The sequence below is a fragment of the Actinokineospora sp. UV203 genome (assembly GCF_056323665.1).
Genome location: NZ_CM150484.1, coordinates 2,572,135 through 2,595,862 on the forward strand (window position 1 = coordinate 2,572,135; position 23,728 = coordinate 2,595,862).

Annotated in this window: 22 protein-coding genes; 9 read left to right on the forward strand and 13 right to left on the reverse strand. The window is 69.4% G+C overall.

Features of this window, described 5'->3' with window-relative positions:
• Positions 1-112 precede the first annotated feature (112 nt).
• Positions 113-922, reverse strand: coding sequence for an Fpg/Nei family DNA glycosylase (locus tag ACUZ2Y_RS11995; protein ID WP_476329939.1), 810 nt, complete (start codon positions 920-922; stop codon positions 113-115).
• Entirely contained in the window at positions 922-1,389 is a 468-nt protein-coding gene (locus ACUZ2Y_RS12000) for a ribose-5-phosphate isomerase (protein ID WP_476329942.1), read from the reverse strand. Before ACUZ2Y_RS12000 ends, ACUZ2Y_RS11995 begins: the two co-directional genes overlap by 1 nt.
• Positions 1,390-1,453: 64 nt before the next feature.
• On the opposite strand from ACUZ2Y_RS12000, the gene ACUZ2Y_RS12005 reads away from it, so the two are divergent.
• Positions 1,454-2,164 (forward strand): 2-phosphosulfolactate phosphatase, encoded by a 711-nt coding sequence (locus ACUZ2Y_RS12005; RefSeq protein WP_476329945.1) that lies wholly within the window; start codon positions 1,454-1,456, stop codon positions 2,162-2,164.
• Complete coding sequence (locus ACUZ2Y_RS12010; protein WP_476329947.1) at positions 2,161-2,859, forward strand: MBL fold metallo-hydrolase; 699 nt, start codon at positions 2,161-2,163, stop codon at positions 2,857-2,859. Before ACUZ2Y_RS12005 ends, ACUZ2Y_RS12010 begins: the two co-directional genes overlap by 4 nt.
• On the opposite strand, the gene ACUZ2Y_RS12015 is transcribed toward ACUZ2Y_RS12010, so the two are convergent.
• Genes ACUZ2Y_RS12015 through ACUZ2Y_RS12025 form a run of 3 tightly spaced genes read right to left on the reverse strand, consistent with a single transcriptional unit; the run spans position 2,831 to position 5,953 of the window.
• Complete coding sequence (locus ACUZ2Y_RS12015) at positions 2,831-4,252, reverse strand: aldehyde dehydrogenase family protein (protein WP_476329949.1); 1,422 nt, start codon at positions 4,250-4,252, stop codon at positions 2,831-2,833. The two genes, ACUZ2Y_RS12010 and ACUZ2Y_RS12015, sit on opposite strands and share 29 nt — an antisense overlap.
• Before the next feature lie 23 nt (positions 4,253-4,275).
• Positions 4,276-5,289 carry an ADP-ribosylglycohydrolase family protein gene (locus tag ACUZ2Y_RS12020; protein ID WP_476329952.1) on the reverse strand — a complete coding sequence of 338 codons (1,014 nt, stop codon included), beginning with the start codon at positions 5,287-5,289 and terminating at the stop codon, positions 4,276-4,278.
• Between the two features lie 58 nt (positions 5,290-5,347).
• The gene (locus ACUZ2Y_RS12025) at positions 5,348-5,953 is read right to left on the reverse strand and encodes a DsbA family oxidoreductase (protein ID WP_476329955.1); all 606 of its coding nucleotides are present in this window, start codon (positions 5,951-5,953) and stop codon (positions 5,348-5,350) included.
• A gap of 187 nt (positions 5,954-6,140) precedes the next feature.
• Here ACUZ2Y_RS12025 and pepN point away from each other — a divergent pair, with 187 nt between their 5' ends.
• From pepN to ACUZ2Y_RS12040, 3 genes are all read left to right on the forward strand, one after another.
• Positions 6,141-8,693, forward strand: a complete 2,553-nt coding sequence (gene pepN / locus ACUZ2Y_RS12030) for an aminopeptidase N (protein WP_476329958.1) — start codon at positions 6,141-6,143, stop codon at positions 8,691-8,693.
• Positions 8,694-8,760: 67 nt separating this feature from the next.
• Positions 8,761-9,549, forward strand: coding sequence for a TSUP family transporter (locus tag ACUZ2Y_RS12035; RefSeq protein WP_476329961.1), 789 nt, complete (start codon positions 8,761-8,763; stop codon positions 9,547-9,549).
• A 53-nt stretch (positions 9,550-9,602) separates the two neighbouring features.
• Complete coding sequence (locus ACUZ2Y_RS12040; protein ID WP_476329964.1) at positions 9,603-10,526, forward strand: hypothetical protein; 924 nt, start codon at positions 9,603-9,605, stop codon at positions 10,524-10,526.
• 49 nt (positions 10,527-10,575) lie between these two features.
• Here the strand turns inward: ACUZ2Y_RS12040 and ACUZ2Y_RS12045 are convergent, their stop codons facing one another.
• The gene (locus ACUZ2Y_RS12045) at positions 10,576-11,082 is read right to left on the reverse strand and encodes a DUF5130 family protein (RefSeq protein WP_476329967.1); all 507 of its coding nucleotides are present in this window, start codon (positions 11,080-11,082) and stop codon (positions 10,576-10,578) included.
• A complete protein-coding gene (gene ctaJ, locus ACUZ2Y_RS12050) occupies positions 11,069-11,338 on the reverse strand; it encodes an aa3-type cytochrome oxidase subunit CtaJ (protein WP_476329970.1) in 270 nt (89 codons plus the stop codon). The genes ACUZ2Y_RS12045 and ctaJ overlap by 14 nt, the downstream gene beginning before the upstream one ends.
• Positions 11,339-11,989: 651 nt before the next feature.
• Between ctaJ and ACUZ2Y_RS12055 the strand changes: the two genes are divergently transcribed.
• Positions 11,990-12,256, forward strand: a complete 267-nt coding sequence (locus ACUZ2Y_RS12055; protein WP_476329973.1) for a hypothetical protein — start codon at positions 11,990-11,992, stop codon at positions 12,254-12,256.
• A 16-nt stretch (positions 12,257-12,272) separates the two neighbouring features.
• On the opposite strand, the gene ACUZ2Y_RS12060 is transcribed toward ACUZ2Y_RS12055, so the two are convergent.
• Positions 12,273-12,911 carry an HNH endonuclease gene (locus ACUZ2Y_RS12060; RefSeq protein ID WP_476329976.1) on the reverse strand — a complete coding sequence of 213 codons (639 nt, stop codon included), beginning with the start codon at positions 12,909-12,911 and terminating at the stop codon, positions 12,273-12,275.
• A gap of 159 nt (positions 12,912-13,070) precedes the next feature.
• Here ACUZ2Y_RS12060 and ACUZ2Y_RS12065 point away from each other — a divergent pair, with 159 nt between their 5' ends.
• The 3 genes from ACUZ2Y_RS12065 to ACUZ2Y_RS12075 all read left to right on the forward strand — a co-directional run bounded on the left by ACUZ2Y_RS12065 (position 13,071) and on the right by ACUZ2Y_RS12075 (position 16,118).
• Complete coding sequence (locus tag ACUZ2Y_RS12065) at positions 13,071-14,033, forward strand: mechanosensitive ion channel family protein (protein ID WP_476329978.1); 963 nt, start codon at positions 13,071-13,073, stop codon at positions 14,031-14,033.
• A gap of 24 nt (positions 14,034-14,057) precedes the next feature.
• Positions 14,058-14,441 (forward strand): globin, encoded by a 384-nt coding sequence (locus ACUZ2Y_RS12070; RefSeq protein ID WP_091372732.1) that lies wholly within the window; start codon positions 14,058-14,060, stop codon positions 14,439-14,441.
• Between the two features lie 78 nt (positions 14,442-14,519).
• Positions 14,520-16,118, forward strand: a complete 1,599-nt coding sequence (locus tag ACUZ2Y_RS12075; protein ID WP_476329982.1) for a glycoside hydrolase family 13 protein — start codon at positions 14,520-14,522, stop codon at positions 16,116-16,118.
• Here ACUZ2Y_RS12075 and ACUZ2Y_RS12080 read toward each other — a convergent pair.
• From ACUZ2Y_RS12080 to ACUZ2Y_RS12100, 5 genes are all read right to left on the reverse strand, one after another.
• Positions 16,115-16,294 (reverse strand): DUF397 domain-containing protein, encoded by a 180-nt coding sequence (locus ACUZ2Y_RS12080; RefSeq protein WP_476329985.1) that lies wholly within the window; start codon positions 16,292-16,294, stop codon positions 16,115-16,117. The two genes, ACUZ2Y_RS12075 and ACUZ2Y_RS12080, sit on opposite strands and share 4 nt — an antisense overlap.
• Positions 16,295-16,300: 6 nt before the next feature.
• Positions 16,301-17,146 carry a helix-turn-helix domain-containing protein gene (locus tag ACUZ2Y_RS12085; protein WP_476329988.1) on the reverse strand — a complete coding sequence of 282 codons (846 nt, stop codon included), beginning with the start codon at positions 17,144-17,146 and terminating at the stop codon, positions 16,301-16,303.
• A gap of 76 nt (positions 17,147-17,222) precedes the next feature.
• Positions 17,223-17,855 carry a DUF8010 domain-containing protein gene (locus ACUZ2Y_RS12090; protein ID WP_476329990.1) on the reverse strand — a complete coding sequence of 211 codons (633 nt, stop codon included), beginning with the start codon at positions 17,853-17,855 and terminating at the stop codon, positions 17,223-17,225.
• Positions 17,848-18,291: an acyl-CoA thioesterase gene (locus ACUZ2Y_RS12095; protein WP_476329993.1), complete on the reverse strand. Its 444-nt coding sequence runs from the start codon at positions 18,289-18,291 to the stop codon at positions 17,848-17,850. The genes ACUZ2Y_RS12090 and ACUZ2Y_RS12095 overlap by 8 nt, the downstream gene beginning before the upstream one ends.
• 217 nt (positions 18,292-18,508) lie before the next feature.
• Positions 18,509-23,452 (reverse strand): NAD-glutamate dehydrogenase, encoded by a 4,944-nt coding sequence (locus ACUZ2Y_RS12100; protein ID WP_476329996.1) that lies wholly within the window; start codon positions 23,450-23,452, stop codon positions 18,509-18,511.
• Between the last annotated feature and the right edge of the window lie 276 nt (positions 23,453-23,728).

Sequence of the window (23,728 nt, forward strand, 5' to 3'; positions counted from 1 at the left end):
CGCACCGGACTCGGGATAGCCGGACGTCGCGAATTGCGAACTCACCGTCGGGAACGGTGAACTCATTGTCCTGAACGGTGAACTCGTTGTCGGGAACGGGCGACTCGCGGGGTTAGGTGGGTTGGCAGGTGGGGCACCAGAAGAGGTTGCGGGTGGCTAGGACCTTGGTCGCCACCTCGGTTCCGCACACCAGGCAGGGCTGGCCTGCGCGGCGGTAGACGTAGACCTCGCCGCCGTGGCGGTCCTTGCGTGGGGCGCGGCCGGTCGCCTTCGGAAGATCCTCGTCGCGGACGGTGTCGATGCGGTTGCGGCGGACGCCTTGGCGCATCAGGGTGACCAGGTCCGACCACATGTCTGTCCACAGTGCACGGTCCAGGGATCGGCCGGGGGTCATCGGGTGGAGGCCGTGGCGGAACAGGAGTTCCGCCCGGTAGACGTTGCCGATTCCGGCGATCACCGACTGGTCCATCAGCGCCACCGCGACCGGTGTGCGTGAGCGGGAGATCCGGTCCCAGGCCTTGTCCGGGTCGGCGTCGCGGCGCAGAGGGTCCGGGCCGAGGCGGTCGCGTAGGGCCTTGACCTCCGCGCGGGTCAGGACCTCGCACGTGTTGGGGCCGCGCAAGTCCGCCCAGTGGGTGGGGCCGACGAGGCGTACGCGCACCTGACCCACCGGCGGGGGCGCCGGGATCAGGGCACCGTCGAACGTGCCATAAAGCCCCAAGTGGACATGCACGATCGTCTCGGGTCCGAAGACGTGGAACAGGTGCTTGCCGTGCGCTTCCGCGCGGACGAGCACGTGACCGTCCACAAGGGACGCTCCGGCGGCGAAGCGTCCCTGTGGGCTCGACACCTCGACCGGCGCACCGGCGAACTGCTTCTGGTGCGCGCGGGCGAGGCGGTGCAGCGTGTGGCCCTCTGGCACTACGGCAGGACGGGCGGCTCGCCGGTCCGCTCGTAGTCGTCGAGCAGGGCGATGCGGCGGGCGTGGCGCTCGTCGGTGGAGAACGGCGTCGCGAGGAACGCCTCGACAATCGCCGTGGCCTCCTCGGTGCTGTGCTGGCGCGCGCCGAGGCCGATGACCTGGGCGTTGTTGTGCTCGCGGCACAGCTTGGCGATGTCGACGCTCCAGGCCAGGGCGGCGCGACAGCCCTTGACCTTGTTCGCCGCGATCTGCTCGCCGTTGCCGGACCCGCCGATCACCACGCCGAGGCTGCCCTCGTCGGCGACAACGCGCCGGGCGGTCTCAATGCAGAACGGCGGATAGTCGTCCTGCGCGTCGTAGGTGTGCGGGCCGACGTCGGTGACGTCGTGCCCCGCGGCGGTGAGGTGGTCGATGAGGTGGGCCTTCAGCTCGAAGCCCGCATGGTCTGAACCCAGGTAGACACGCACGCGGCGAAGTGTGCCATCCCGTCACCCGTTCGGCCCTCTCGAGGCGGCCTGGAAAGCTGACCGGGTGACGGATCCCTCATTCGACCAGGCAGGCTTCGACGTGCGCGTGGAGTGGGGGCTCGACGGCGTCACCGTGCTGGCCCGCACGTGCGCGGTCCTGGTGATCGTCGACGTCCTGTCCTTCTCCACCTCCGTGGACATCGCCGTCTCGCGCGGCGGCCGCGTCCTGCCCGTCCGGTTCCGGGACGAACGCGGCGAGGCCGAGGCGCGGGCGGCGGGCGCGGCGCTGCCCGGCGACGGCCCGTGGACGCTGCGACCCTCGTCGCTGGTCGACCTGCCCGACGGCACGTTCCTCGCGCTCCCCTCCCCCAACGGCGCGACGCTGAGCGCGGCGGCCGCCGAGACCGGCGTGCCCGTGCTGGCGGGCTGCCTGCGCAACGCCCCCGCTGTCGCGAAGGCTGCCAAGGGCGGCCCGGTCGGGATCATCGCGGCCGCTGAACGCTGGGGGCATGTCGGAGCCCTGCGGCCGTGTGTGGAGGACCAGTTGGGGGCCGGAGCCATCGCGCGCGCACTGGGCGGGACGCTCTCGCCGGAGGCCCGGCTGGCCGAAGCGGCGTTCCTGGCCTTCGCCGACGACCTTCCCGCGATCCTGCGGGAGTGCTCGTCGGGCCGTGAACTGATCGCGGGCGGGCACGCGGGCGACGTGGAGCTGGCCGCGCGACACGGTGTGAGCACCAGCGTCCCGCGACTCGTCGAGGGAGTATTCGAGTCATGAGGTGGATCGAGACAGCTGACGGAGTCTTCGCCCGGCGCTACCCCGAACTCGATCAGACCCTCGGCCTGGTCGTGGGCAGGCAGCGCTGCCTGGTGATCGACACCGGCCCGGACGAGCCCCACGGGCTTGAGTGGTCCGCCGCGATCCGGGAGATCACCCCGCTGCCGTGGACGATCGTGATCACCCACGCGCACTGGGACCACTTCCTCGGCACCAGCCCGTTCCTGCCCGCGCCGATCTGGGCACACGCCCGCTGCCGCGCCGAGATGGCCGTCTCCACGGGCGCGCAGGTCGAGTCGTGGGCGGTCAAGTACCGCGCGCAGGGGAAGCCGGAACTCGCGGAACGGCTGGAGAGCGCGCGCCTGGTCCTGCCAGATCACGACACCGGCGACCGCACCGTGTTCGACCTGGGCGGGCGGAGCATCGAGCTGATCCACCCCGGCCTCGGCCACACCGACCACGACGTGATCGTCCACATCCCCGACGCGGCCGTCGTCTTCGCCGGCGACCTGGTCGAGGAAGGCACGCCGCCGTCGATCGGCGAGGACAGCCACCCCGAGCACTGGCCTGCCGCGCTCGACGTCCTGCTCGCGCTGAACCCGCGCGTGGTCGTGCCGGGCCACGGCGAACCGGTCGACGCCGGGTTCGTCGTGGCCCAGCGCGCCGCTATCGCTGGATCGACTTCACCTCGGTGAACTCCTCCAGGCCGTACTTGCCCAGCTCGCGGCCGTTGCCGGACTGCTTGTAGCCGCCGAAGGGCGCCAGCGCGTTGAACGCGCCGCCGTTGACATCGACCTGGCCGGTGCGCAGCCGCTTCGCCACCGCGATGGCCCGGTCCTGGTCGCCGGAGAACACCGCGCCGGCGAGGCCGTAGATCGTGGAGTTGGCGATGGACACGGCCTCGTCCTCGTCGGCGTACGGGAGGATCGACAGCACCGGCCCGAAGATCTCCTCCTGCGCGATCCGCATGTCCTGGCGCACCCCGGCGAACACCGTCGGCGGGGCGTACGCGCCGCGTTCTGGCAGGTCAGCGGCCGAGTACGCGAGGGTCGCGCCCTCCTCCTGGCCCACCTTGATGTACTCCAGGACCCGGTCGCGCTGGGCCGCCGACGACATCGGGCCGACCCGGGTGGCCGCGTCGAGCGGGTCGCCGACGGTGTACTTCGCCGCGGCGGCCGCGGCCAGCTCGACGGCCTGGTCGTGCAGCGCCGCGGGCACCAGCATGCGGGTCCACGCGGTGCAGGTCTGGCCGCCGTTGATGTAGGTGTTGGCCACGCCGATCTTGACCGCGCGCGCCAGGTCGGCGTCGTCGAGCACGACGTTGGCGGACTTGCCGCCCAGCTCCAGCGCGACCCGCTTGACCGTCTCGGACGCGGCCTGGGTGACCAGCTTGCCCGCGTTCGTGGACCCGGTGAACGAGACCATGTCGATGCCCGGGTGCCGGGAGATGGCCTCGCCGACGACCGGGCCCGTGCCGTGCACAAGGTTGACCACGCCGTCCGGGATGCCCGCCTCGGCGAGGATCTCCAGGAACAGGTTGGCGTTGAGCGGGGCGACCTCGCTGGGCTTGAGCACCACAGTGTTCCCCGCGGCCAGCGCGGGGGCGACCTTCGCGACGATCTGGTGCAGCGGATAGTTCCACGGCGTGATCGCGCCGACGACCCCGACCGGCTCGCGCAGGACCAGCGAGTTGCCGATCTCCTCGGCGAAGGAGTAGCCGTTCTCGATCAGGCTCGCGATGCCCGCCGACGTGGCCGCGGGCAGGCTCGCCTGGACCTTGGTCGAGAACGACAGCGGGGAACCCATCTCGGCGGTGATCGTCGCGGCCAGCTCGTCGCGGCGGGCGGCGATGCCCTCGGAGACCCGGCGGATGGCGGCGGCGCGGTCGGCCGGGCTGGTCGCCGACCAGGCGGCGAACGCGGCGGTCGCGGCCTCGACCGCGGCGTCGACATCGGCGGCGGTGCCCGCGGGCACCGAGGCGATGACCTCCTCGGTGGCCGGGTTGACCACGTCGATCCGCTCGCCCGCGCCGTCGACGAGCCTGCCGCCGATGACATGGCCGGTGCGGGTCGTGACTGGTGCAGACATGAGTCCTCCAAGCGGTGGCACGATTAACGCAACTGTTCCACATTCACGGCGGACCAGTGCTGTGACAACTCGGACAACTGAGCGCTGTACTCGATCTGGCCTGCCCAGTGAGCGGGCCACGCGTCCATGCCGTGCGCCGCGCCCGCGAAGGCGCCCGCCAGCGCGGCGATGGAATCCGAGTCACCGGAGGTGCGCGCACCTCGGACGATGGCCCCGACCGGGTCGTCCACATGCCGCAGGAAGCAATACAGCCCGGTGACCAGCGCTTCCTCGGCGATCCAGCCTTCACCGGTGGCAAGACAGGCATCCCGGCCGTCGTCGGGTGCGCCGAGCGCGTCGACCAACCGGTCCAGCACGGCCGCGCACTCGTCCCAGCCACGCCGGATGTAGTCGCGGGAGTCGGTGGCGCCGGGCTGCTGCCAGAGCGGCCCAAGCCAGTCCTCGCGGTAGTTGGACCGCCGGCTGACGCAGCGCTCGCGCAGCAGGGCCACGAGCCCGGCGGGCGGCTCGCCGTCGACAAGAAGCCGGGTCGCGTAAGCGGTGAGTTCCGACGCGGCGAGCGCGGTCGGGTGGCCGTGGGTCATCGCGGCCTGCAGCTGCGCGACCGCGGCCAGGGTGTCCAGGTCGAGGCCGGGCAGCAGGCCGACCGGGGTGACACGCATGTTCGCGCCGCACCCCTTGGACCCCGTCATCGTCGCCTCGGTCCACGGCCGGTCCTCAGCGAGCCCAGCGACCGCGCGCAGGCAGGTCATCCCCGGCGCGCGGTTGTTGTCCGGGCTGATCGACCACGCGACGAACCGCTCTCGAATCCGCGGCTCGAGCACCTCGGCCGTGAGGTGATCCACACCGTGGAGCGCCCAGGCGACGGCGAGCGCCATCTGGGTGTCGTCGGTGACAAGCGCGGGGTCGCCCACCAGGTCACGCGGACCAGTGGGGCCGTACTCGCGGTCTATCTCCTCGACGGTCATGAACTCCGTCGGCTTGCCGAGCGCGTCCCCGTACGCCAACCCGAACAACGATCCGGCCACTCGCTTCACAGGTGATCCTTTCGCATCACCGCAAAGCTAGTGGCCGGAGTCGGTCGACGGCAGCGACTTAATCGAAGTTGAGCTTGCCCGTGCGGGTGCGCTTGAGCTCGAAGAAGTCCGGGTAGCCGGCGAGGAGCCGGGCGCCGTCGAACACGTCGAGTGCGTCCTGTCCGCGCGGGATCGAGGTGAGGACCGGGCCGAAGAACGCGACTCCGTCAATGTGGATCGTCGGGGTTCCGACGTCGTCGCCGACCGGCTCCATGCCTTGGTAGTGGCTGGCCCGAAGCGCCTCGTCGTAGTCGGTGCTCGTGGCCGCGGCGGCGAGTTCGGCGGGCAGGCCGACCTCGGCGAGCGCCTCCTCGATGACGAGGGCGTAGTCCGACTCGCCCTCGTTGTGGATGCGGGTGCCCATCGCGGTGTAGAGGTCGCGCAGGACGCCGGCCCCGTGGGCCTGCGCGGCAGCGATGAGCACGCGCACGGGACCCCACGCCTTGCCCATCAGTTCCTGGTACCAGTCCTCCAGATCGCGTCCCTCGTTGAGGACCGAGAGACTCATCACCCGGAAGTCCAGCTCGATGTCGCGCTGGCGCTCGACCTCGAGGATCCACCGCGAGGCGATCCACGCGAACGGGCAGGCAGGATCGAAGTAGAAGTCGACCTTCGTCGAACTCATGCGGGATCTCCCCATCGGATGTCAGCGCCTGTTCGGCGGAGGACGGTGCCCCCGTCGGCTCCAACACGGCACTACCCGGAAAGCTTCCCGTGCACTCCTCGCCACCTTGACGCGGTCCCGCGTGATTGGATGCGATTGTCAGTGCCGAGTTCCGCAGTTCCCGCCAACGAGTCGACCGAGGTGTTTAGTGGCCGCGCCCAACCTGACCCGAGACCAAGCCCAACAGCGCGCCGCGCTGCTGGAGGTGGAGTCGTACTCCATCGAGCTGGACCTCACCGACGGCACCGGCCAGCCTGGGGAGACGACCTTCACCTCGCGCTCGACGGTCCGCTTCGCGAGCCGGGAGGCGGGCGCTTCGACGTTCATCGACCTCGTCGGCTCCGTCGAGTCGGCCGAGCTGAACGGTGTCGCGCTGGACGTGTCCGGCTTCGATGAGGAGCAGGGCCTCGCGCTCACCGACCTCGCCGAGTCCAATGAGCTGATCGTCGCCGCCAAGTGCGCCTACACCAACACCGGTGAGGGCCTGCACCGCTTCGTCGACCCGGTCGACAAGGGTGTCTACCTGTACACCCAGTTCGAGACGGCCGACGCGAAACGCATGTTCGCCTGCTTCGACCAGCCCGACCTCAAGGCCGTCTACACGATGGCGGTGACCGCGCCCGCCGACTGGAAGGTCATCTCCAACGCGGCGAGCGCGTCGGCCGAGCAGGCCGCGGGCGCCGTCCGGCACGTGTTCACCACCACCGAGCGGATGTCGACGTACCTGGTCGCGCTGGTCGCGGGCCCGTACGCGGAATGGCGCGACGAGTTCACCGACGAGTCCGGCACCATCCCGCTCGGCATCTACTGCCGCGCCTCGCTCGCCGAGCACATGGACGCCGACAAGCTGTTCGTCGAGACCAAGCAGGGTTTCGACTTCTTCCACCGCAACTTCGGTGTGGCCTACCCGTTCGGCAAGTACGACCAGTGCTTCGTGCCGGAGTTCAACGCGGGCGCCATGGAGAACGCGGGCTGTGTGACGTTCCTGGAGGACTACGTCTTCCGCAGCCGCGTCACCCGCTACGCCTACGAGCGCCGCTGCGAGACCGTGCTGCACGAGATGGCGCACATGTGGTTCGGCGACCTGGTCACGATGCGCTGGTGGGACGACCTGTGGCTCAACGAGTCGTTCGCCACGTGGGCGTCCGTGCTCGCGCAGGCCGAGGCCACCGAGTACAAGTACGCGTGGACCAGCTTCGCCAACATCGAGAAGTCGTGGGCCTACCGGCAGGACCAGCTCCCGTCGACGCACCCGGTCGCCGCGGACATCCCGGACGTGCAGGCGGTCGAGGTCAACTTCGACGGCATCACCTACGCCAAGGGCGCGAGCGTCCTCAAGCAGCTCGTGGCTTACGTCGGGCTGGAAAATTTCCTGTCCGGGCTCCGGGTGTACTTCGACAAGCACGCGTGGGGCAACGCGACTCTGGCCGACCTGCTGGGCGCGCTGGAGCAGGCATCCGGGCGCGACCTGTCGTGGTGGAGCGCGCAGTGGCTGGAGACCACCGGCCTCAACTCGCTGCGCCCGCGCTTCGACGTGGACGCGGACGGCAAGTTCACCGAGTTCGCGGTCCTGCAGGGCGGTGCGAAGCCCGGCAAGGGCGAGCTGCGCACCCATCGGGTCGCGATCGGTGTGTACGACGATGTCGACGGCAAGCTCGTGCGCACGCACCGGGTGGAGATCGACGTCCAGGGTGACCGGACGGTCGTGCCCGAGCTGGTCGGTGTGCCGCGGGGCAAGCTCGTCCTGGTCAACGACGACGACCTGACCTACTGCACGATGCGTCTCGACACCGGTTCGCTGACCACGCTGATCGACCGGATCGGCGACATCACCGAGCCGCTGCCGCGGACCCTGTGCTGGTCGGCGGCCTGGGAGATGACCCGCGAGGCCGAGCTGAAGGCCCGCGACTTCGTCAGCCTGGTGTGCCACGGCCTGGCCGCGGAGAGCGAGGTCGGCGTCGTGCAGCGGCTGCTGCTGCAGGCCCAGACCGCGATCGCGTCCTACGCCGACACGGCGTGGGTGCCGCAGGGCTGGACGATGTTCACCGACCGCATCCTGGAGCTGGCCAAGTCCGCCGAAGCGGGGTCGGACCACCAGCTGGCGTTCGTGAACTCGCTGGCCGGGTCGGTCCTCGACGACGCCAAGGTCACGATCCTGCGCGGCTGGTTCGACGGGTCGGCGCCACTGGAGGGCCTGCTCGTCGACACCGACCTGCGCTGGCGGCTGCTGCACGCGCTCGTCGCCCACGGCGCGGCGGACGACTCGGAGATCGAGGCGGAGCTCAAGACCGACTCCACCGCGACCGGTCACCGGCAGGCGGAGCGGGCGATGGCGCTGCGTCCCACCACCGAGGCCAAGGACGAGGCCTGGCGGCGCGCGGTCCACGACGACGAGCTGCCCAACGCGGTGAACGAGGCCATCATCGGCGGCTTCTCCCACCCTGCCCAGCGCGAGCTGCTCGCGCCGTACGCGTCGCGGTTCTTCACCGACGTGGCGGGCGTGTGGGCGCGGCGGTCGAGCGAGCGAGCGCAGTCCGTCGCGCTGGGGCTGTACCCGGCGTGGGCGGTCACCCAGTCCACAGTGGACGCCTCGGACGCGTGGCTGGCCGACGAACACCCACCGGCGCTGCGCAGGCTGGTCTCGGAGGGCCGCGCGGGCATCATCCGCGCGCTGGCGGCCCGGGAGTTCGACGGCTCGTAGTTCGGTTGAGAGCGGCGGCGGCCACCGAGGACTTTCTCGGTGGCCGTCCGCGTGTCCGGGAGGTGCCTTGGCCCCACTGGTGTTCCTGAGCGGAGCGGCGGTAGGACTGCTCGGCGGCATGATCGGGCTGGGTGGCGCGGAGTTCCGGCTGCCGCTGCTGATCGGGCTGTTCGGCTTCGCCGCGCTGTCCGCGGTGATCCTCAACAAGGCCATGAGCCTGGTGGTCGTCCTCACCGCGCTGCCCGCCCGGCTGGCCGCCGTGCCGCCGGCCGAGTTGGCCGCGCACTGGCAGGTCGCGGTGAACCTGTTGGCGGGCAGCCTCATCGGCGCGTGGGCGGGCGCGGCGTGGGCGGTGCGGATGCGCACGGGCACCCTTTACCGGGTCCTCGCCGTGCTTCTGGTGTTGATGGCCGCGGCGCTGTTGGTGACCCACGGAGATCTCGCGGCACCCGCCCTGCCGACGGGTGTCCGCATGGTCGCGGGCGTGGCCGCCGGGTTCGGCATCGGCGTCGTGGCCGCGATCATGGGCGTCGCGGGCGGCGAGCTGCTGATCCCGACGATCGTGCTGCTGTACGGCGTCGACATCAAGACCGCGGGCAGTCTGTCCCTGCTGGTCTCGCTGCCGACCATGCTGGTCGCCTTCGCCCGCTACAGCCGCGACCAGAGCTTTGTGGTGCTGCGTGAGAACCTCCGCTTTGTCGCGGTGATGGTCCTCGGCTCGATCACCGGCGCGGCACTCGGCGGGCTGCTGGTCGGCGTGGTGTCTGACGCGGTTCTCATCCCGGCGCTCGCGGTGATCTTGCTGGTCTCGGCGGTCAAACTGGCCCGGCACAGGTCGGTCTCCGCCGAGCGGTAAATGCGAGACTGACCGGCATCACGCGGCTCCGGCCGCCACATCCTGGGGGATGAATGCTTACGAACGCTGTCCGAGCGCTGGCCGCCGCCTTGATCCTGACGGGCTGCACGGTTCGCGAGGCAGGCTCGCCCGTGCCGGACCCAGCCATGTTCGAGCCGATCACCGCGACCCAGGCGCTCGGAGACCTCACGACATTCGACGCCTGCGATCTGGTGTCGGTGGCCGACCTGCTGCCGTTCGGGACGCCGGTCAAGACCACGCCGACCGCCCTGGACAACTGCACGTACACGCTCGACAGGGATGGTCTGATCGAGATCGGCCACCTCACCGTGGTCACCCCGGAGCAGCTCGCCGACTGGAAGCCCATCCAGTTGCCCAAGCGACTCGATGTGGCGACTTATCTGCCCGGCGAGGAGAAATGCGGCGTCGTGCTGAGGTTCGTCGGCGGTGAAGCCATCCAGGTCGGCGTGTCGTTCACGAGGGCGCGTGACGGCAAGGCCTGCACGGTGGCCGTCGCGACAGCCCGAACAATCGCCGCGCGGATCAGCGGAGGAAAGCCGGTCGCGCGGGCGCACCAGGAGCAGGGTTCGCTGCGCGCGATCGATCCGTGCACGTTGATCACGCCGGACATGATCGCCGCGGTGCCCACTACGGGCGTACCGCGTTCCGGAACGGCTCGCCACGACTGCCGGGTCGACGGGCCCGACGGGCCGCGGCTCACGGTCTCGTTCACCGCGGCCAAATCTGTTGTCCTGCGGCCGGGCGACCCGAGCCAGCCGACCATCGCGGGTCGGACCTCACTGACACAAGCCCGAGACGGCAAGTGCTTGGTCCTCACCGAGCACGTGTCGCTGGGCCGAGCGGTCCTCCCCAACGGCCATGAGCAGGCGCGAGTCGAGGTGGTGTCGCCGGGGGACGCCTGTGCGTCGGCGCAAGCGGTCGCTGCCCTGCTGTGGCCGAAGCTGCCGCCGAGATGAGAAAGGCCCGGACCACACACACACGTGGTCCGGGCCTTCTTCGCTTGGCTCAGTGCTTGCGACCGGCCTGGTCGCTCAGCATGCGCAGGGCGCTGACGAGGCCGCCGATCAGGTCGCCCTCCTTGAAAGAGGCCACCATGCTCATCACGGCGAGGTTGCAGCCGCGGTCGGAAACCCGCCGGGCGGCTTCCTCGCCGGTGACGATCTCGACCTTGCGCTGCCCGGGCGACGCGGCGATCAGGACCGACTCGCTCGACGCGCGGCCGATCCGGGTGTGCAGGTCCTCCGCGCGGGCGCGGGGGTCCGCACCCAGGTCACCGAGGTACACGCTGAAGCCGAGGCCGGTGGCGCGCGCCGACAGCGTGAGTGCCTCGTCGAGGCGGGTCAGCTGGACCGGGGTGAAGGGCAGGCCGGGGGCGACGGGTTCCTTGGCCCGGGCGACGGACAACCGGCCGCTGCCGGTGACCACGACGCCGTAGCCGTGCTCGACGTCCTCGACGAGCTGAACGCCGTCCTGCTGAGTGCTGTCCTGCCGGACAAGCTCACCAGCTGCCACGGGCACCTCCCTTGGCCGTGCGCCGAAGCGCGGTGTCAGCATCGTCGGCGGAGTCGTGGGCGTGGGCCGCCGAAGCGTGGCCCGCGTGCAGGCCCGCCGGGTTGGCTGTCCACCAGACCGGGGGGTGCTCCCACTCCTGGCCGGGGCGGTAACGAGGCGTCTTGGCGAAGTTTTCGCGCAGCGTCATCAGGGCGATCACGCCGTAGATGACCAGCGGAATCCCCGCGAAGACGAGAAGTGTCTCGACAAGCGTCACGGGCGATACGGTATCCGACGACCGGGGGACCCCGCCGCCCACTCCCATACCCGGTCAGGCGTCCCACAATGGGGCGTCCGCTATAGCGAATGTTGCTCCGTGTGAGCGGTTGGTGCTCTCCTGGTAACGCCAATCCCCCGAGTGACGTCCTACCACTTAGCTCGTTGAGCCTATTGAAGTGGAGCGAACAGCCCCAACTGGGGATATGTGACGGCTTCCAGCGGGTTGACGTCTTGTCGGTTACGCAGCAGGGTCATAGCTTTCACCTATACGGCTCTTGCGCAGTCGATCGACCATCGTTCTGTAGTGCGACCGCCTCCGGGAGGACACTCCATGTACACAAATTCTTCGTTCGTCCACGCAACCATGGTCACCCTAATGGACGAGCCTGTGCACGAGATCAGTTGCGGAACGCGCGTGACGAGGGGTACGAGGGTCACCTCCGGAACCCGGGTCACCAGGGGCACCCGAGTCACCCGCGGAACCCGCGTCACCGCCGAAGATCGGGGCACCCGCGTGACCCGCGGAACCCGAGTCACGGCCGAAGACCGCGGAACGCGCGTCACTCGTGGAACCCGTGTCACCGCTCAGGATCGCGGCACGCGGGTCACCCGCGGAACCCGAGTGACCGCCGAGGAGCGCGGCACTCGCGTGACCCGCGGAACCCGGGTCACCGCCGAGGACCGCGGAACGCGCGTCACCCGCGGAACCCGAGTCACCAGCCAGGAGCGCGGCACCGGGGTCACCCGCGGAACGCGCGTCACCCGTGGCACCCGAGTCACCGCCGAACACCGCGGCACCCGCGTCACCAGGGGCACCCGCGTGACCCTTCAGGAGCGCGGCACCCGCGTGACGCGCGGGACCCGGGTCACCTCCGGGACTCGCGTCACCGGTGGCACCCGGGTCACCTGCGCCTGATCGGTCTTCTCAAGTTCTACGCGGCGGGCTCGCCGAGGTAGGGCAGCCACAGCGGGTCGGCGTCGGTGACCCCGGCCAACAGCCGCCAGTGCGTCCCTCGCGGCGCGTTGGGCATCACCCGCAGGCGCCAGCCAAGCTCGCTGAGCAGCCTGTCCGCCTTCTTGTGGTTGCACTTCGCGCAGGAGGCCACGCAGTTCTGCCAGGTGTGGGGGCCGCCGCGGCTTCGTGGGATCACGTGGTCGATCGTCTCCGCTCGACCCCCGCAGTACGCGCAGCGGTAGCGGTCGCGGTGCATCAGCCCGGCCCGGGTGAGCGGAACGCGGCCCCGGTAGGGCACGCGCACGTAGTTGCTCAGCCGAATCACCGACGGAACCATCACGCTCGACGTCGCCGAGTGCACCACGAGACCCGCCGGGTCACCGTGGACGACCTCCGCCTTGCCACACACCACGAGGACCACCGCGCGCCGCAGCGGGAGCGCGGTGAGGGGCTCGAAAGTGGTGTTGAGCAGGAGGACTCGGCGTCGGCCCCATGACGGTAACGATGCTGTTGGGGCGCGCGCGGGAGCCAGCGCGGGGCCCGTATTGGACGGGCACAGCGTTGTCCGCGGCGCGTGCAGTGACGCGCCGATAGGAGTCGGTTGTCGGTCGTGCACTCGACCACCTCCACCGGTGCGCCCTAAGTCGACCACAAAACGACCCCGAAACGCACGTGTGTTATGTGACGTGTCGCTCATCACGACGCGAAAAGTCCACGAACGATCTACCCGGACCGCCTTCGACGGACGACACGATCGTGGCTATCGTCGGCGCCGATGAATCCGATCCCTTTTTCCCTCGAACCGCCCAAGTGCTACGCCACTGACGCTTGGTGCCACCAGGTCTTCGAGCTCACCCACAACCAGTGGCTCGCCGCGTCCGCGAACTGGCTGATCGCCAAGCCCGCCAAGATCGTGATGATCCTGCTCATCGCGTTCGTCATCCGGCTGATCGCCAGGCGCCTGATCGAGCGTCTGACCTCGGGCAACGGCAAGATGCCCAGGCTGCTGCGGCCGCTGCGCGAGCGGGCGCCCCAGGCGCTCACCATGCTCAGCGAACGGCGGGCGCAGCGGGCCAAGACGATCGGGTCGGTGTTGAACTCGATCCTGTCGTTCGCCATCTATGGCCTGGCGTTCATCCTGATCCTCGGCGAGCTCGGGGTAAACCTGGCGCCGATCATCGCCTCGGCGGGCATCGTCGGCGTCGCGCTCGGCTTCGGCGCCCAGCACCTGGTCAAGGACTTCCTGTCCGGCATCTTCATGATGTTGGAGGACCAGTACGGGGTCGGCGACAACGTCAACCTCGGTGAGGCCATCGGCACGATCGAGGCGGTCGGCCTACGCGTCACCACGCTGCGCGACGTCAACGGCACTGTCTGGTACGTGCGCAACGGTGAGATCCTGCGCGTCGGGAACTCCAGCCAGGGCTTCGCGGTCGCCGTGCTCGACCTGCCGGTCGGCTACAGCGCCGATGTGGACCAGGTCACGACCATCCTGAGCCGCGTCGCGGCCGAGGTGGCGGCCGACGAGACGTTCTCCAAGGACGTCATCGAGCCACCGGAAGTTCTCGGTGTGGAGAAGGTCACCCCGGAGAGCATCACCGTCCGGATGACCGTGAAAGTGCGTCCGGGCAGGCAGTACGCGGTGCAGCGGGCGCTTCGCGCGCGCGCGATGGCCGCCGTCGAGGAAGCCGGGATCCAGCCGCCGCTGGGCAGACTGTTCCCCCAGTCCCCCGCCTAGGCGACCGTAAGCGAGGATGGAGCCGTGGCCACACCCGAGAACTTCTTCGACGCCGTCGGTGGCGAGGCGACTTTCCGCAAGATCGTCGGCCGGTTCTACGCCGAGGTCGCCAAGGACGAGGTTCTGCTCCCGCTGTACCCGGAGAAGGACCTCGGCCCCGCCGAGGAGCGGCTGGTGCTGTTCCTCATGCAGTACTGGGGCGGCCCGCACACGTACTCCGAACAGCGTGGACACCCGCGGCTGCGGATGCGCCACCAGCCCTTCACCATCGGCCCGATCGAACGGGACGCGTGGCTGCGGTGCATGCGGGTGGCCGTGGACGAGGCGGGGCTGCGTCCCGAGCACCGCGACCAGCTCTGGCAGTACCTGGAGATGGCCGCGAACAGCATGCTCAACAGCTGGGTCTGACCGGTCCCGGAAAGACAACGGCTCGGACTGATCGATTACGGCGGAGCCCGACACTGGCGAATGGCAGGATGAACGATCGTGCGACGTACCGCGGACTCCCCCGAAGCTGGTCCCTCGGTGTCCCCGTGGTGGCAGGACGCGGTGTTCTACCAGGTCTACGTCCGGTCCTTCGCGGATTCCGACGGTGATGGCGTCGGCGATCTGGAGGGCATCCGGTCCAGACTCGGCTACCTCGAACTGCTCGGCGTGGACGCTCTCTGGCTGACCCCGTTCTTCCGCTCCCCCATGGCCGACCACGGCTACGACGTCGCCGACCCGCGCGATGTCGACCCGCTCTTCGGTGACCTGGCGGCGTTCGACCGGCTGGTCGCCGACACCCACAACCACGGGATGAAGATCACGATCGACCTGGTGCCCAACCACACCAGCGATCAGCACCCGTGGTTCCAGGAGGCGCTGCGCGCCGGGCCGGGCAGCCGGGAGCGCGAGCGGTACCACTTCCGCGACGGCCTCGGCCCGGACGGTTCGACACCGCCGAACAACTGGACCAGCGTGTTCGGCGGTCCCGCGTGGACGCGCGTGCGCGACGGTCAGTGGTACCTGCACCTGTTCGCGCCGCAGCAGCCGGACCTGAACTGGGAACACTCCGATGTGCGCGCCGACCTCGTACAAACGCTGCGGTTCTGGCTGGACCGGGGTGTGGACGGATTCCGCATCGACGTCGCGCACGGCATGGCGAAGCCTGCGGGTCTGCCGGACATGGACCCGGCCGCGGTCGCGGTCATGGCGGGCTCGCAGCCGCCGGACTTCATCGACATGCGCTTCGACAACGACGAGGTGCACGACATCCACCGGCTGATCCGCAAGGTCCTCGACGGCTACCCGGGCACCATGGCCGTCGGCGAGATCTGGGTCGACCAGGAGGAGCGCTTCGCGGCGTATGTGCGGCCGGACGAGCTGCACCTGGGCTTCAACTTCAAGCTCGTGGAAGCCGAGTTCGACGCGGATTCGGTGCGTCGGGCCATTGACCGCTCCCTGGCCGCCGTGGAGACGACCGGCGCCCCGGCGACGTGGACGCTGTCGAACCACGACGTGGTCCGTCATGTGACGCGTTACGGCGGTGGGGAGCTGGGGACGCGGCGGGCGCGCGCGATGGCTCTGGTGGAGCTGGCGCTGCCGGGGGTCACGTATCTGTACAACGGTGAGGAGTTGGGCCTGCCCAACGTCGACTTGCCGGACTGGGCGCTGCAGGACCCGACCTGGGAGCGCTCGGGCCACACCCAGCGCGGCCGGGACGGGTGCCGGGTGCCGCTGCCGTGGGAGGGCGAGATCCCGTCGTACGGCTTCTCCCGCGCGGGGGCGGCTTGGCTGCCCATGCCGCCGCAGTGGGGGACGTTGACGGTGGAGAAGCAGCTTGAGGACCCGGAGTCGATGCTGTCGCTGTACCGGCATGCTCTGGAGATCCGCAAGACGGCACAGGGCTTCGGCGGCGACGAACTGGAGTGGTACGGCGCCCCGCCTGGGTGCTTCGCGTTCCGGCGCAAGGGTGGCGGGTTGATCTGCGCGCTGAACACGTCGGCGGCTTCGGTGCCGTTGCCACCTGGGGAGATCTTGCTGTCCAGCGGGCCGATGGACGGGAATCAGCTGCCGCCGGAGACCTCGGTCTGGCTGGTCTAGCGCGACTTGTCTGGTAGCTCGACGAAGGCGGCGGCGGACGTGGGGAAGATCAGCATGCCGCCGCTGGGGTGCTTTGAATCCCGCACCGCCACCAGGCCCGGCACCCGCGCGATCTCCACGCAGTTAGTGCCGCCACTGCGGCTGGACTTCCGCCACTCTGCGTGACCAAGATCCATCCTGTTTCACTCCCTGCCGTATCCCGATCCGATGCGCCTGAGGAACTTCACCGATTCGGCTGAACTTAGCGCGACCCTCCACAGGTTATCGCTCGTCTCGCGATACGGCCTGATCTCGTGTTCCGCATCCAGAAACATCGAGGATTGCGGCAGCTCGACATGGATGATCGGGCTGTGCTTCTCGAACTCCAGCTGCATGAAGCTTCCATCGAGTCCGGCGTGCGAGCCGTGGTCGAACGGGATGACCCGGATATCGACATTTGGAAGCTCAGTCATCTGAGCGAGGTGCGCGCATTGCTCGGCCATCAGCGCCCGGCTGCCCGCCGGGCGGCGAAGCGCCGCCTCATCAATGACCGCCCGATAGTTCGGCGGAGTGCGCCTGCGCAGGACTTCCTGCCTGCGCAAACGGGTTGTGGCCATCTCTTTCCGCTTGTCCTCGGGGAATCTGACCGCGATCAGGGCAGCACGGATGTAGGCGGGTGTCTGTAGCAAACCGGGAATCCGAAGCATCGCCACATCGGTGATCCGTGTGGCTTCGGATTCGAAGCAAGTCAGCGCCCGGAGGTGAAGGGGCAGTCCTTCGCCGTCGGTCTCGCGCCAGCCGGAGATGTTCGCATTCCTCGCCAGGACAAGGATTCTCGCCCGTTCCGGTCCGGTCACGCCGTAGACCGCCAACAGTGCCGCCACATCCTCGGGAGTGATCTCCCGCAGGGCGTTCTCGATCCTGTTCACCGTCGCAAGCGACATGCCGACCCGCTTCGCTACTTGCCGGGTGGTCAGCTCCGCTTTGGCTCGTAGTGCCTTGAGTTCCGCCGCTAGCCCACGGTTACGGGCTGTGCCGTGCTTCGTCATCCTGCGATCTCACCAGCGGACACCGTCACCGGCCACCGCATGATCGGCGGTACCGTTCCGGCCCCTGAAACGCCCGTCAGACCAACAGCGGCAACAGAGCATGCCTCCGGCGCACCACGGCCCCATACCGCGCGTCCAAACGCATCCACGAGTCCGTCGCCGTCACCCGGATGCTGTCCTCATCACCCTCAGCCAGGAAGCCCATCCCCGACAGCGCGAACAGGCACCGCAGCGGCACCTTCACCTCAAGGCCGTCGCCCTTCACGGTCAGCACCGGCTGGTCCAGCAGCGACGCCGGTGGGGTGCCTTGCGGGCCCACGTTCTCCCGCGCGACCGCCAGACCCTTGTCAGCGAGGTCCGAGACCAACCGCGCGGGCAGCTTGTCGACGATCTGCCAGTGCTGGGTCGGCGGCAGCGCCGAGCGCCACTGCATATCCTGCGACGGGCCCGGGTCGATCTGGTCGCCCCGAACGACCGCGAGGCCTGCCAGGAGTTCGTTGCCGAACACCGTCATGTCGTTGGGCTCGATGGAGCCGCGCGCGGTGCGAGTCGCCAACACGTCGAACGGGGTGGCGACCCACGCATTGATGAGACCGCCTTCGCGGCCTTTCAAGCGAACCACGGCCTGCGGGTCCAACCGCACCGCGCGGGCCACGAAAGCACCCAGGTCGGCGCGCTCGGACGGGTCTGCGAACGAGAGCTCAGACATGCGGGACTCCACCGTTGCCGCCGTTGTGCCACGCGGCGAGGAAATCGCGTTCCGCGTCGGTGATGCGGCGGGGCTTGCCGTTCACCAAGTCATAAGGCGCGAGCGTCGTGGAGGCGGTGACCGCCACGGAATCGGTTTCCTTCGGACCGCTACGAACCACGTAGTCGAGGATGAAGGAAGCGCCGCGGATCTCCCGGACCGACAACTCGATCCGCACCGAGCCACCCGTCGCGAACAGAGGCGCGTGGTAGTCGACCGACAGCTTCGCGATGACCACGCCCGTGGCCATGTCGTTGGCGCCGTGCAGGCTCGCTTCGTGGAAGAGGAGATCCACACGGGCCTCTTCGAGCAGAGTCACGGTGCTCGCGTGGTTGATGTGCCCGAAGGCATCCATGTCCGACCAGCGCGGCCGTATCTCCGACACAAACACACCCACAGCGTCACCCTCTCAGCAGCCAACCCCCCAAACCCTACCCAACCCGCGAGTCGCCCCTTCAGGCAAACGAGTCGCCCCCTCCGGCAAGTGAGTTCGACATTCGCGCGGCAGCCGCCGGACGTTCGTCGTCGCCGTCGCGACGCCCCCACCGGCGTGAATGTCGAACTCACTTGCCGGAGGGGGCGACTCGTTTGCCTGAAGGGGCGACTCGCGGGGTTTAGCGGACCATGCTGCGGATTTGGCGGGCGGCTACTGAGAGGGTGGCCAGGTCGAACGTGCCCGAGTTGTAGATCTCCGCGAGGGAGGCGCGGGCCCGGGACAGGCGGGAGGCGTTCCCGTGTTCCCAGGCGGCGATCTTCTGGTCGGCCGAGTCGCCTGGGTCGCTCTGGCGCAGGACGTCCAACGTGATCGCGCGCAGCGAACCGTAGAAGTCGTCCCGCAGGGCGAGCCGTGCCAGCGCGTGCCAGCGGTTGCCACGCTCCAACGCGCTGACGGCGGTCAGCATCGCGTCGATGTTGAGGTGGTCGGACAGGGCGAAGTAGAGATCCGCTGTCTCCAGCGCGCTTCGCTCGTCGTAGCCCTCGTCGCGCTCCGCCAGTTCGGCGACCTCGATGATGTCGAGCAGGCAGTACCAGTCGAGCATCGACGAGATCCGCTTGGCGAGGTCCTGCGGCGCTCCCCCGGCGATCATCTGCGCGGCGTCGGCCTCCGCCTCTTCGCGCGCGCTCCCGCGAAGCAAACCGCTGACGTGCTGGCTCAGGTTGCCGACAGCGTCGTGGAACCGGATGATCTCCGCACCCACGGCCAGCGGCTGCGGCCGGTTGGTCAGCAGCCAGCGCGACGCGCGGTCGAGCAGGCGGCGGGTGGCGAGGACCATCTGGTCGGCGATGTCGGTCGCGACCACGTTGTCGAGCGCCGCGATCTCGTCCCACACCGCGGGCATGTCATAGACCCGCGTGGCGACAGCGAACGCCCGGACCGCGTCGGTCGGGCTCGCGCTGATCTCCTCGGCGAGACGGTAGGCATACGAGATGCCCGCGCCGTCGACAACCTCGTTGACCAGCAGGGTCGTGGTGATCTGCCTGCTCAGCGGGTGACTGCCGATCGCCTTGCCGAACCGGTCGCGCAGCTGGATCGGGAAGTACTCCGGGAGCCTGCGGGCGAACACGTCCTGATCGGGCAGCTCGGAAGCGAGCACCTTCTCCTTGAGCGACAGCTTCACGTGGGCGAGCAGCGTGGCCAGCTCGGGCGAGCTCAGCGAGTCGCCCGCCTTGTCCATCGCCTTGAACTGCTCACGCGTGGGCAGCGCCTCCAAGCGCCGGTCGAGGCCGCTGTCGCGCTCCAGCGACTCGACCAGGCGCGCGTGCACCGACAGCATCGGCGCGGCGTGCGCGCGGCTGACGCCGAGCACCGCGTTCTGCCGGTAGTTGTCGGCCAGCACGAGGTCGGCGACCTCGTCGGTCATCTCGGCCAGGATGGCGTTGCGCTGCGCGCCGTCCAGCTCGCTGTCGCGGCACAGCTCGTCGAGCAGGATCTTGATGTTGACCTCGTGGTCGGAGCAGTCGACACCGGCCGAGTTGTCCAGGGCGTCGGTGTTGACCTTGCCGCCGGACCGGGCGAACTCGATGCGGCCACGCTGGGTCAGACCCAGGTTGCCGCCCTCGCCGATCACCTTGACCCGCAGCGCGGAGCCGTCGACCCGGATGGCGTCGTTGGCCTTGTCGCCCACATCGGCGTGCGACTCGGTGGACGCCTTGACGTAGGTGCCGATGCCGCCGTTCCACAGCAGGTCGACCTCGGCGAGCAGGATCGCGTTCATCAGCTCCTGCGGCGAGAGCTTCTCGACTCCCACCGGCAGGCTCAGCGCGCGCGCCGCCTGCGGGCTGATCGGGATCGACTTGAGGGAGCGCGGCCACACGCCGCCGCCCTCGCTGATCAGCGTGCGGTCGTAGTCGTCCCACGAGGAGCGCGGCAGCTCGAAGAGCCGCTTGCGCTCGGCGAACGCGGCCGCCGTGGTGGGCTCCGGGTCGATGAAGATGTGCCGGTGGTCGAACGCGGAGACCAGGCGGATGTGCTCCGAGAGGAGCATGCCGTTGCCGAAGACGTCACCGGACATGTCCCCGACGCCGACCACGGTGAACGGCTGGGTCTGGGTGTCGAGGCCCAGCTCTCGGAAGTGCCGCTTCACGCTCTCCCACGCGCCGCGGGCGGTGATGCCCATGGCCTTGTGGTCATAGCCCACCGAGCCGCCGCTGGCGAACGCGTCGCCCAGCCAGAAGCCGTAGCTCTTGGCGACCTCGTTGGCGATGTCGGAGAACGTCGCGGTGCCCTTGTCCGCGGCGACGACCAGGTAGGTGTCGTCGGCGTCGTAGCGGACGACGTCCCTTGCCGGGACGACCTTGCCGGTCTCCAGGTTGTCGGTCAGGTCGAGCAGGCCGGAGATGAACATGCGGTAGCAGGCGATGCCCTCGGCCATGAAGGCCTCGCGGTCGGCGACCGGGTCGCCGGTGGGGGCGGCGGGCTTCTTGACGAAGAAGCCGCCCTTGGCGCCGACCGGCACGATCACGGCGTTCTTGACCGCCTGCGCCTTGACCAGACCCAAGACCTCGGTGCGGAAGTCCTCCCGACGGTCGGACCAGCGCAGACCGCCGCGCGCGACCGAACCGAAGCGCAGGTGGACACCCTCTACGCGCGGGGAGCAGACGAAGATCTCGAACCGCGGGCGCGGCTCGGGCAGCTCGGGGACCGCGCGGGGCTCCAGCTTGATCGCCAGGTAGGACCGCAGGTTGCCCTGGGCGTCGCGGACGAAGTAGTTCGTGCGCAGGGTGGCCCGGATCAGCGTGAGCAGGCCGCGGAGGATCCGGTCCTCGTCCAGGCTGGTCACGCTGTCGATCATCTTGGTGATCTCGTCGATGCGGTGCTCGATCTGACTGCGCCGCTCGGCCTCCGGGGATGCCGGGTCGAAGCTGGCCTCGAACAGACCCACCAGCGCGGTCGCGACCTGGGTGTGGGCCAGGACGGCGTCCTCGATGTACTCCTGGCTGTAGGGCGTGCCCGCCTGGCGCAGGTAGCGCGAGTAGGCGCGCAGAACCGAGGCCTGGCGCCAGGTCAGGCCGCCGCGCAGGACGAGGGCGTTGAAGTTGTCGGACTCCGCGTCACCGCGCCAGGTGGCGGCGAACGCCTCCTGGAAGTCGACCTTGAGCGCGTCTACCTGCTCGGTGGTGCGGCTCTCCAGCACGCGCGGCTCCATGCGCAGGCCGAAGTCGTAGATCCACCAGCGCTCGCCGTCCTCGCGGTGCAGCTCGTACGGGCGCTCGTCGATGACCTCGACGCCCATCTGCTGCAGCATCGGCAGCACCTTGGACAGGGTCACGCCCTCGCCTGCGAGGTAGAGCTTGAAGCGGCGCTCCCCCGGCGCGGCGTCCTCCGGGACGTAGAACGACATGTCGAGGTCGTGCTCGTCCCGCAGGCCCTGCAGTTTGCGCAGGTCAGCCAGGGCGTCGGTGGCGTCGAAGTCTTCCTTGTACGCCTCGGGGAACACGCTGGCGAAGCGCTGGCCCAGCTCCGTGGGCGACTCGCTGCCGCCGCTGTCGCGGCCCTCGCCGAAGACGGCCTCGACCATCCGGTCGTCCCAGCTGCGGACCGCCTCGGTGAGCCGGTCCTGGATGCGCGCGACGTCCGGGTCGACGTTGCTGCCGGGGTCGGTGTGGACGATGAAGTAGACCTGCGCGAGGGGGGTCTCGCCGACGCGGGTGCTGAACTCCAGGTTGGTGCCGTTGAGCTCGTCGAGGAGCACTTCCTGCATCGCGACCCGGGTGGTGGTCGTGTAACGGTCGCGCGGGAGGAAGACCAGGCACGAGAAGAAGCGGCCGTACGGGTCCTTGCGCAGGAACAGGCGCAGCCTGCGTCTGTCGGCCAGCGCGATGACACCGGTCGCGGTCGAATACAGGGAGTCCGCGGTGGTGGAGAACAGCTCCGCGCGCGGCCAGTTCTGGATCAGCTCCAGCATCCGCTGACCGGAGTACGACTCCATCGGGAAGCCCGCGCGGTGGATGACCTCGCGGACGCGGCGCTCGACGACCGGGATGTCGAGGACGTCCTCGTGCAGGGCGTTCGTGGTGAACACGCCGAGGAAGCGGTGCTCGCCGGTGGCGTTGCCGTCGGCGTCGAAGGTCTTGACGCCCACGAAATACGGGTACGTGGAGCGGTGGACCGTGGACGGCGCGCTGGCCTCGGTCAGGACCAGCAGGCTCGGCGCGAGCGCGCTCTCGGCGGCGTCGGGGCCCGCGGTGAGGCTGCGGGAGGCGAGGCTGTCCTGGCGCAGGACACCCAGGCCGGTCGCCAGCACGGCGCGCAGGGCGGGGTCGCCCTCGGCCTCGACCAGCTCGTAGTGCCGGTAGCCGAGGAAGGTGAAGTGGCCGTCGGCGAGCCAGCGCAGCAGCGCGGCGCCGTCGGCGACCTGCTCGGCCTCCAGCGTCGGCGGGTCGGCCTCCAGCTGGTCCGCCAGCCCGCGGGCGGTGCTGATCATGCGGTCGGTGTCCTCGACGACCTCGCGGACGTCGTTGAGCACCGACAGGAGGCTGTTCTCGATGTCGCGGGCGCGGTCGGCGTCGGAGACGAGGTCGACCTCGATGTACATCCACGACTCGGCGAAAGTGCCCTCGGGCGGGTCGTCCGGGTCGCAGGTGGGCAGGACTTCCCGCAGCCCCCCGGCGACATCGCGGCGGACCACGACGATGGGGTGCACCACCCGCTGAACCTGCACGCCGCTGCGCACGAGCTCAGCGGAGACGGACTCCACGAGGTAGGGCATGTCGTCGGTGACGAGCTGCACGACGGAGCCGGGGGTGCTCCAGCCGTCCTGGCCGGAGTTCGGGTTCACCATGCGCACGGCAGGGCGGCCCTTGACCCGCTTCTCAGCCAGCTGCGCGTGCGACCGCACGGCGCCGACGAGGTCCACGGGGTCGTCGTCCAGCACCTCTTCCGGCGGGATGTACCGGTAGTAGAGGCGAATCAGGTCAGCGATATCGGGCGCGTGCTCCGCGGCCCGCTCGATGAGGTCGTCTCGGATTTGTTCGGGGCTGACCGGCCGTCCGTCGGACGCCGAACCGTCGACGCTGACGGCTCCGTCGGTGCGGGACGAAATTCCAGTCGAGGTCATTTTCAGGCGACTCCACGCTAGGTGGCACGCCGGTGTGCCACATGCAACCCACACACTAGTGCCGCCGTGGGGCGGTTCGGGCAGCACCGGGGGCGGTCGTTGGATGCTGTCGGAAGTTGTTGCCGATAGTGGGTTTCACGGGGTCGGGTGTCCGGTGTGGACGGGTGGGCCGTTCGGTCGCAGGCCCGACGGGCTTACCGGTGAGTACAGCGTGACTGCTTGGTCGACGGCTGTCGAATCGCGGAGCGGCGTGTGTGGCGATGGGGTTGGTGAGGT

What these genes read in the sequence shown, in the direction of transcription:
- ACUZ2Y_RS12010 (WP_476329947.1), top strand. Translation starts at nt 2,161, where the DNA reads ATGAGGTGGATCGAGACAGCTGACGGAGTCTTCGCCCGGCGCTACCCC.
- ACUZ2Y_RS12015 (WP_476329949.1), bottom strand. Translation starts at nt 4,252, where the DNA reads ATGTCTGCACCAGTCACGACCCGCACCGGCCATGTCATCGGCGGCAGG.
- ACUZ2Y_RS12025 (WP_476329955.1), bottom strand. Translation starts at nt 5,953, where the DNA reads ATGAGTTCGACGAAGGTCGACTTCTACTTCGATCCTGCCTGCCCGTTC.
- ACUZ2Y_RS12040 (WP_476329964.1), top strand. Translation starts at nt 9,603, where the DNA reads ATGCTTACGAACGCTGTCCGAGCGCTGGCCGCCGCCTTGATCCTGACG.
- ACUZ2Y_RS12065 (WP_476329978.1), top strand. Translation starts at nt 13,071, where the DNA reads ATGAATCCGATCCCTTTTTCCCTCGAACCGCCCAAGTGCTACGCCACT.
- ACUZ2Y_RS12080 (WP_476329985.1), bottom strand. Translation starts at nt 16,294, where the DNA reads ATGGATCTTGGTCACGCAGAGTGGCGGAAGTCCAGCCGCAGTGGCGGC.
- ACUZ2Y_RS12085 (WP_476329988.1), bottom strand. Translation starts at nt 17,146, where the DNA reads ATGACGAAGCACGGCACAGCCCGTAACCGTGGGCTAGCGGCGGAACTC.
- ACUZ2Y_RS12090 (WP_476329990.1), bottom strand. Translation starts at nt 17,855, where the DNA reads ATGTCTGAGCTCTCGTTCGCAGACCCGTCCGAGCGCGCCGACCTGGGT.
- ACUZ2Y_RS12100 (WP_476329996.1), bottom strand. Translation starts at nt 23,452, where the DNA reads ATGACCTCGACTGGAATTTCGTCCCGCACCGACGGAGCCGTCAGCGTC.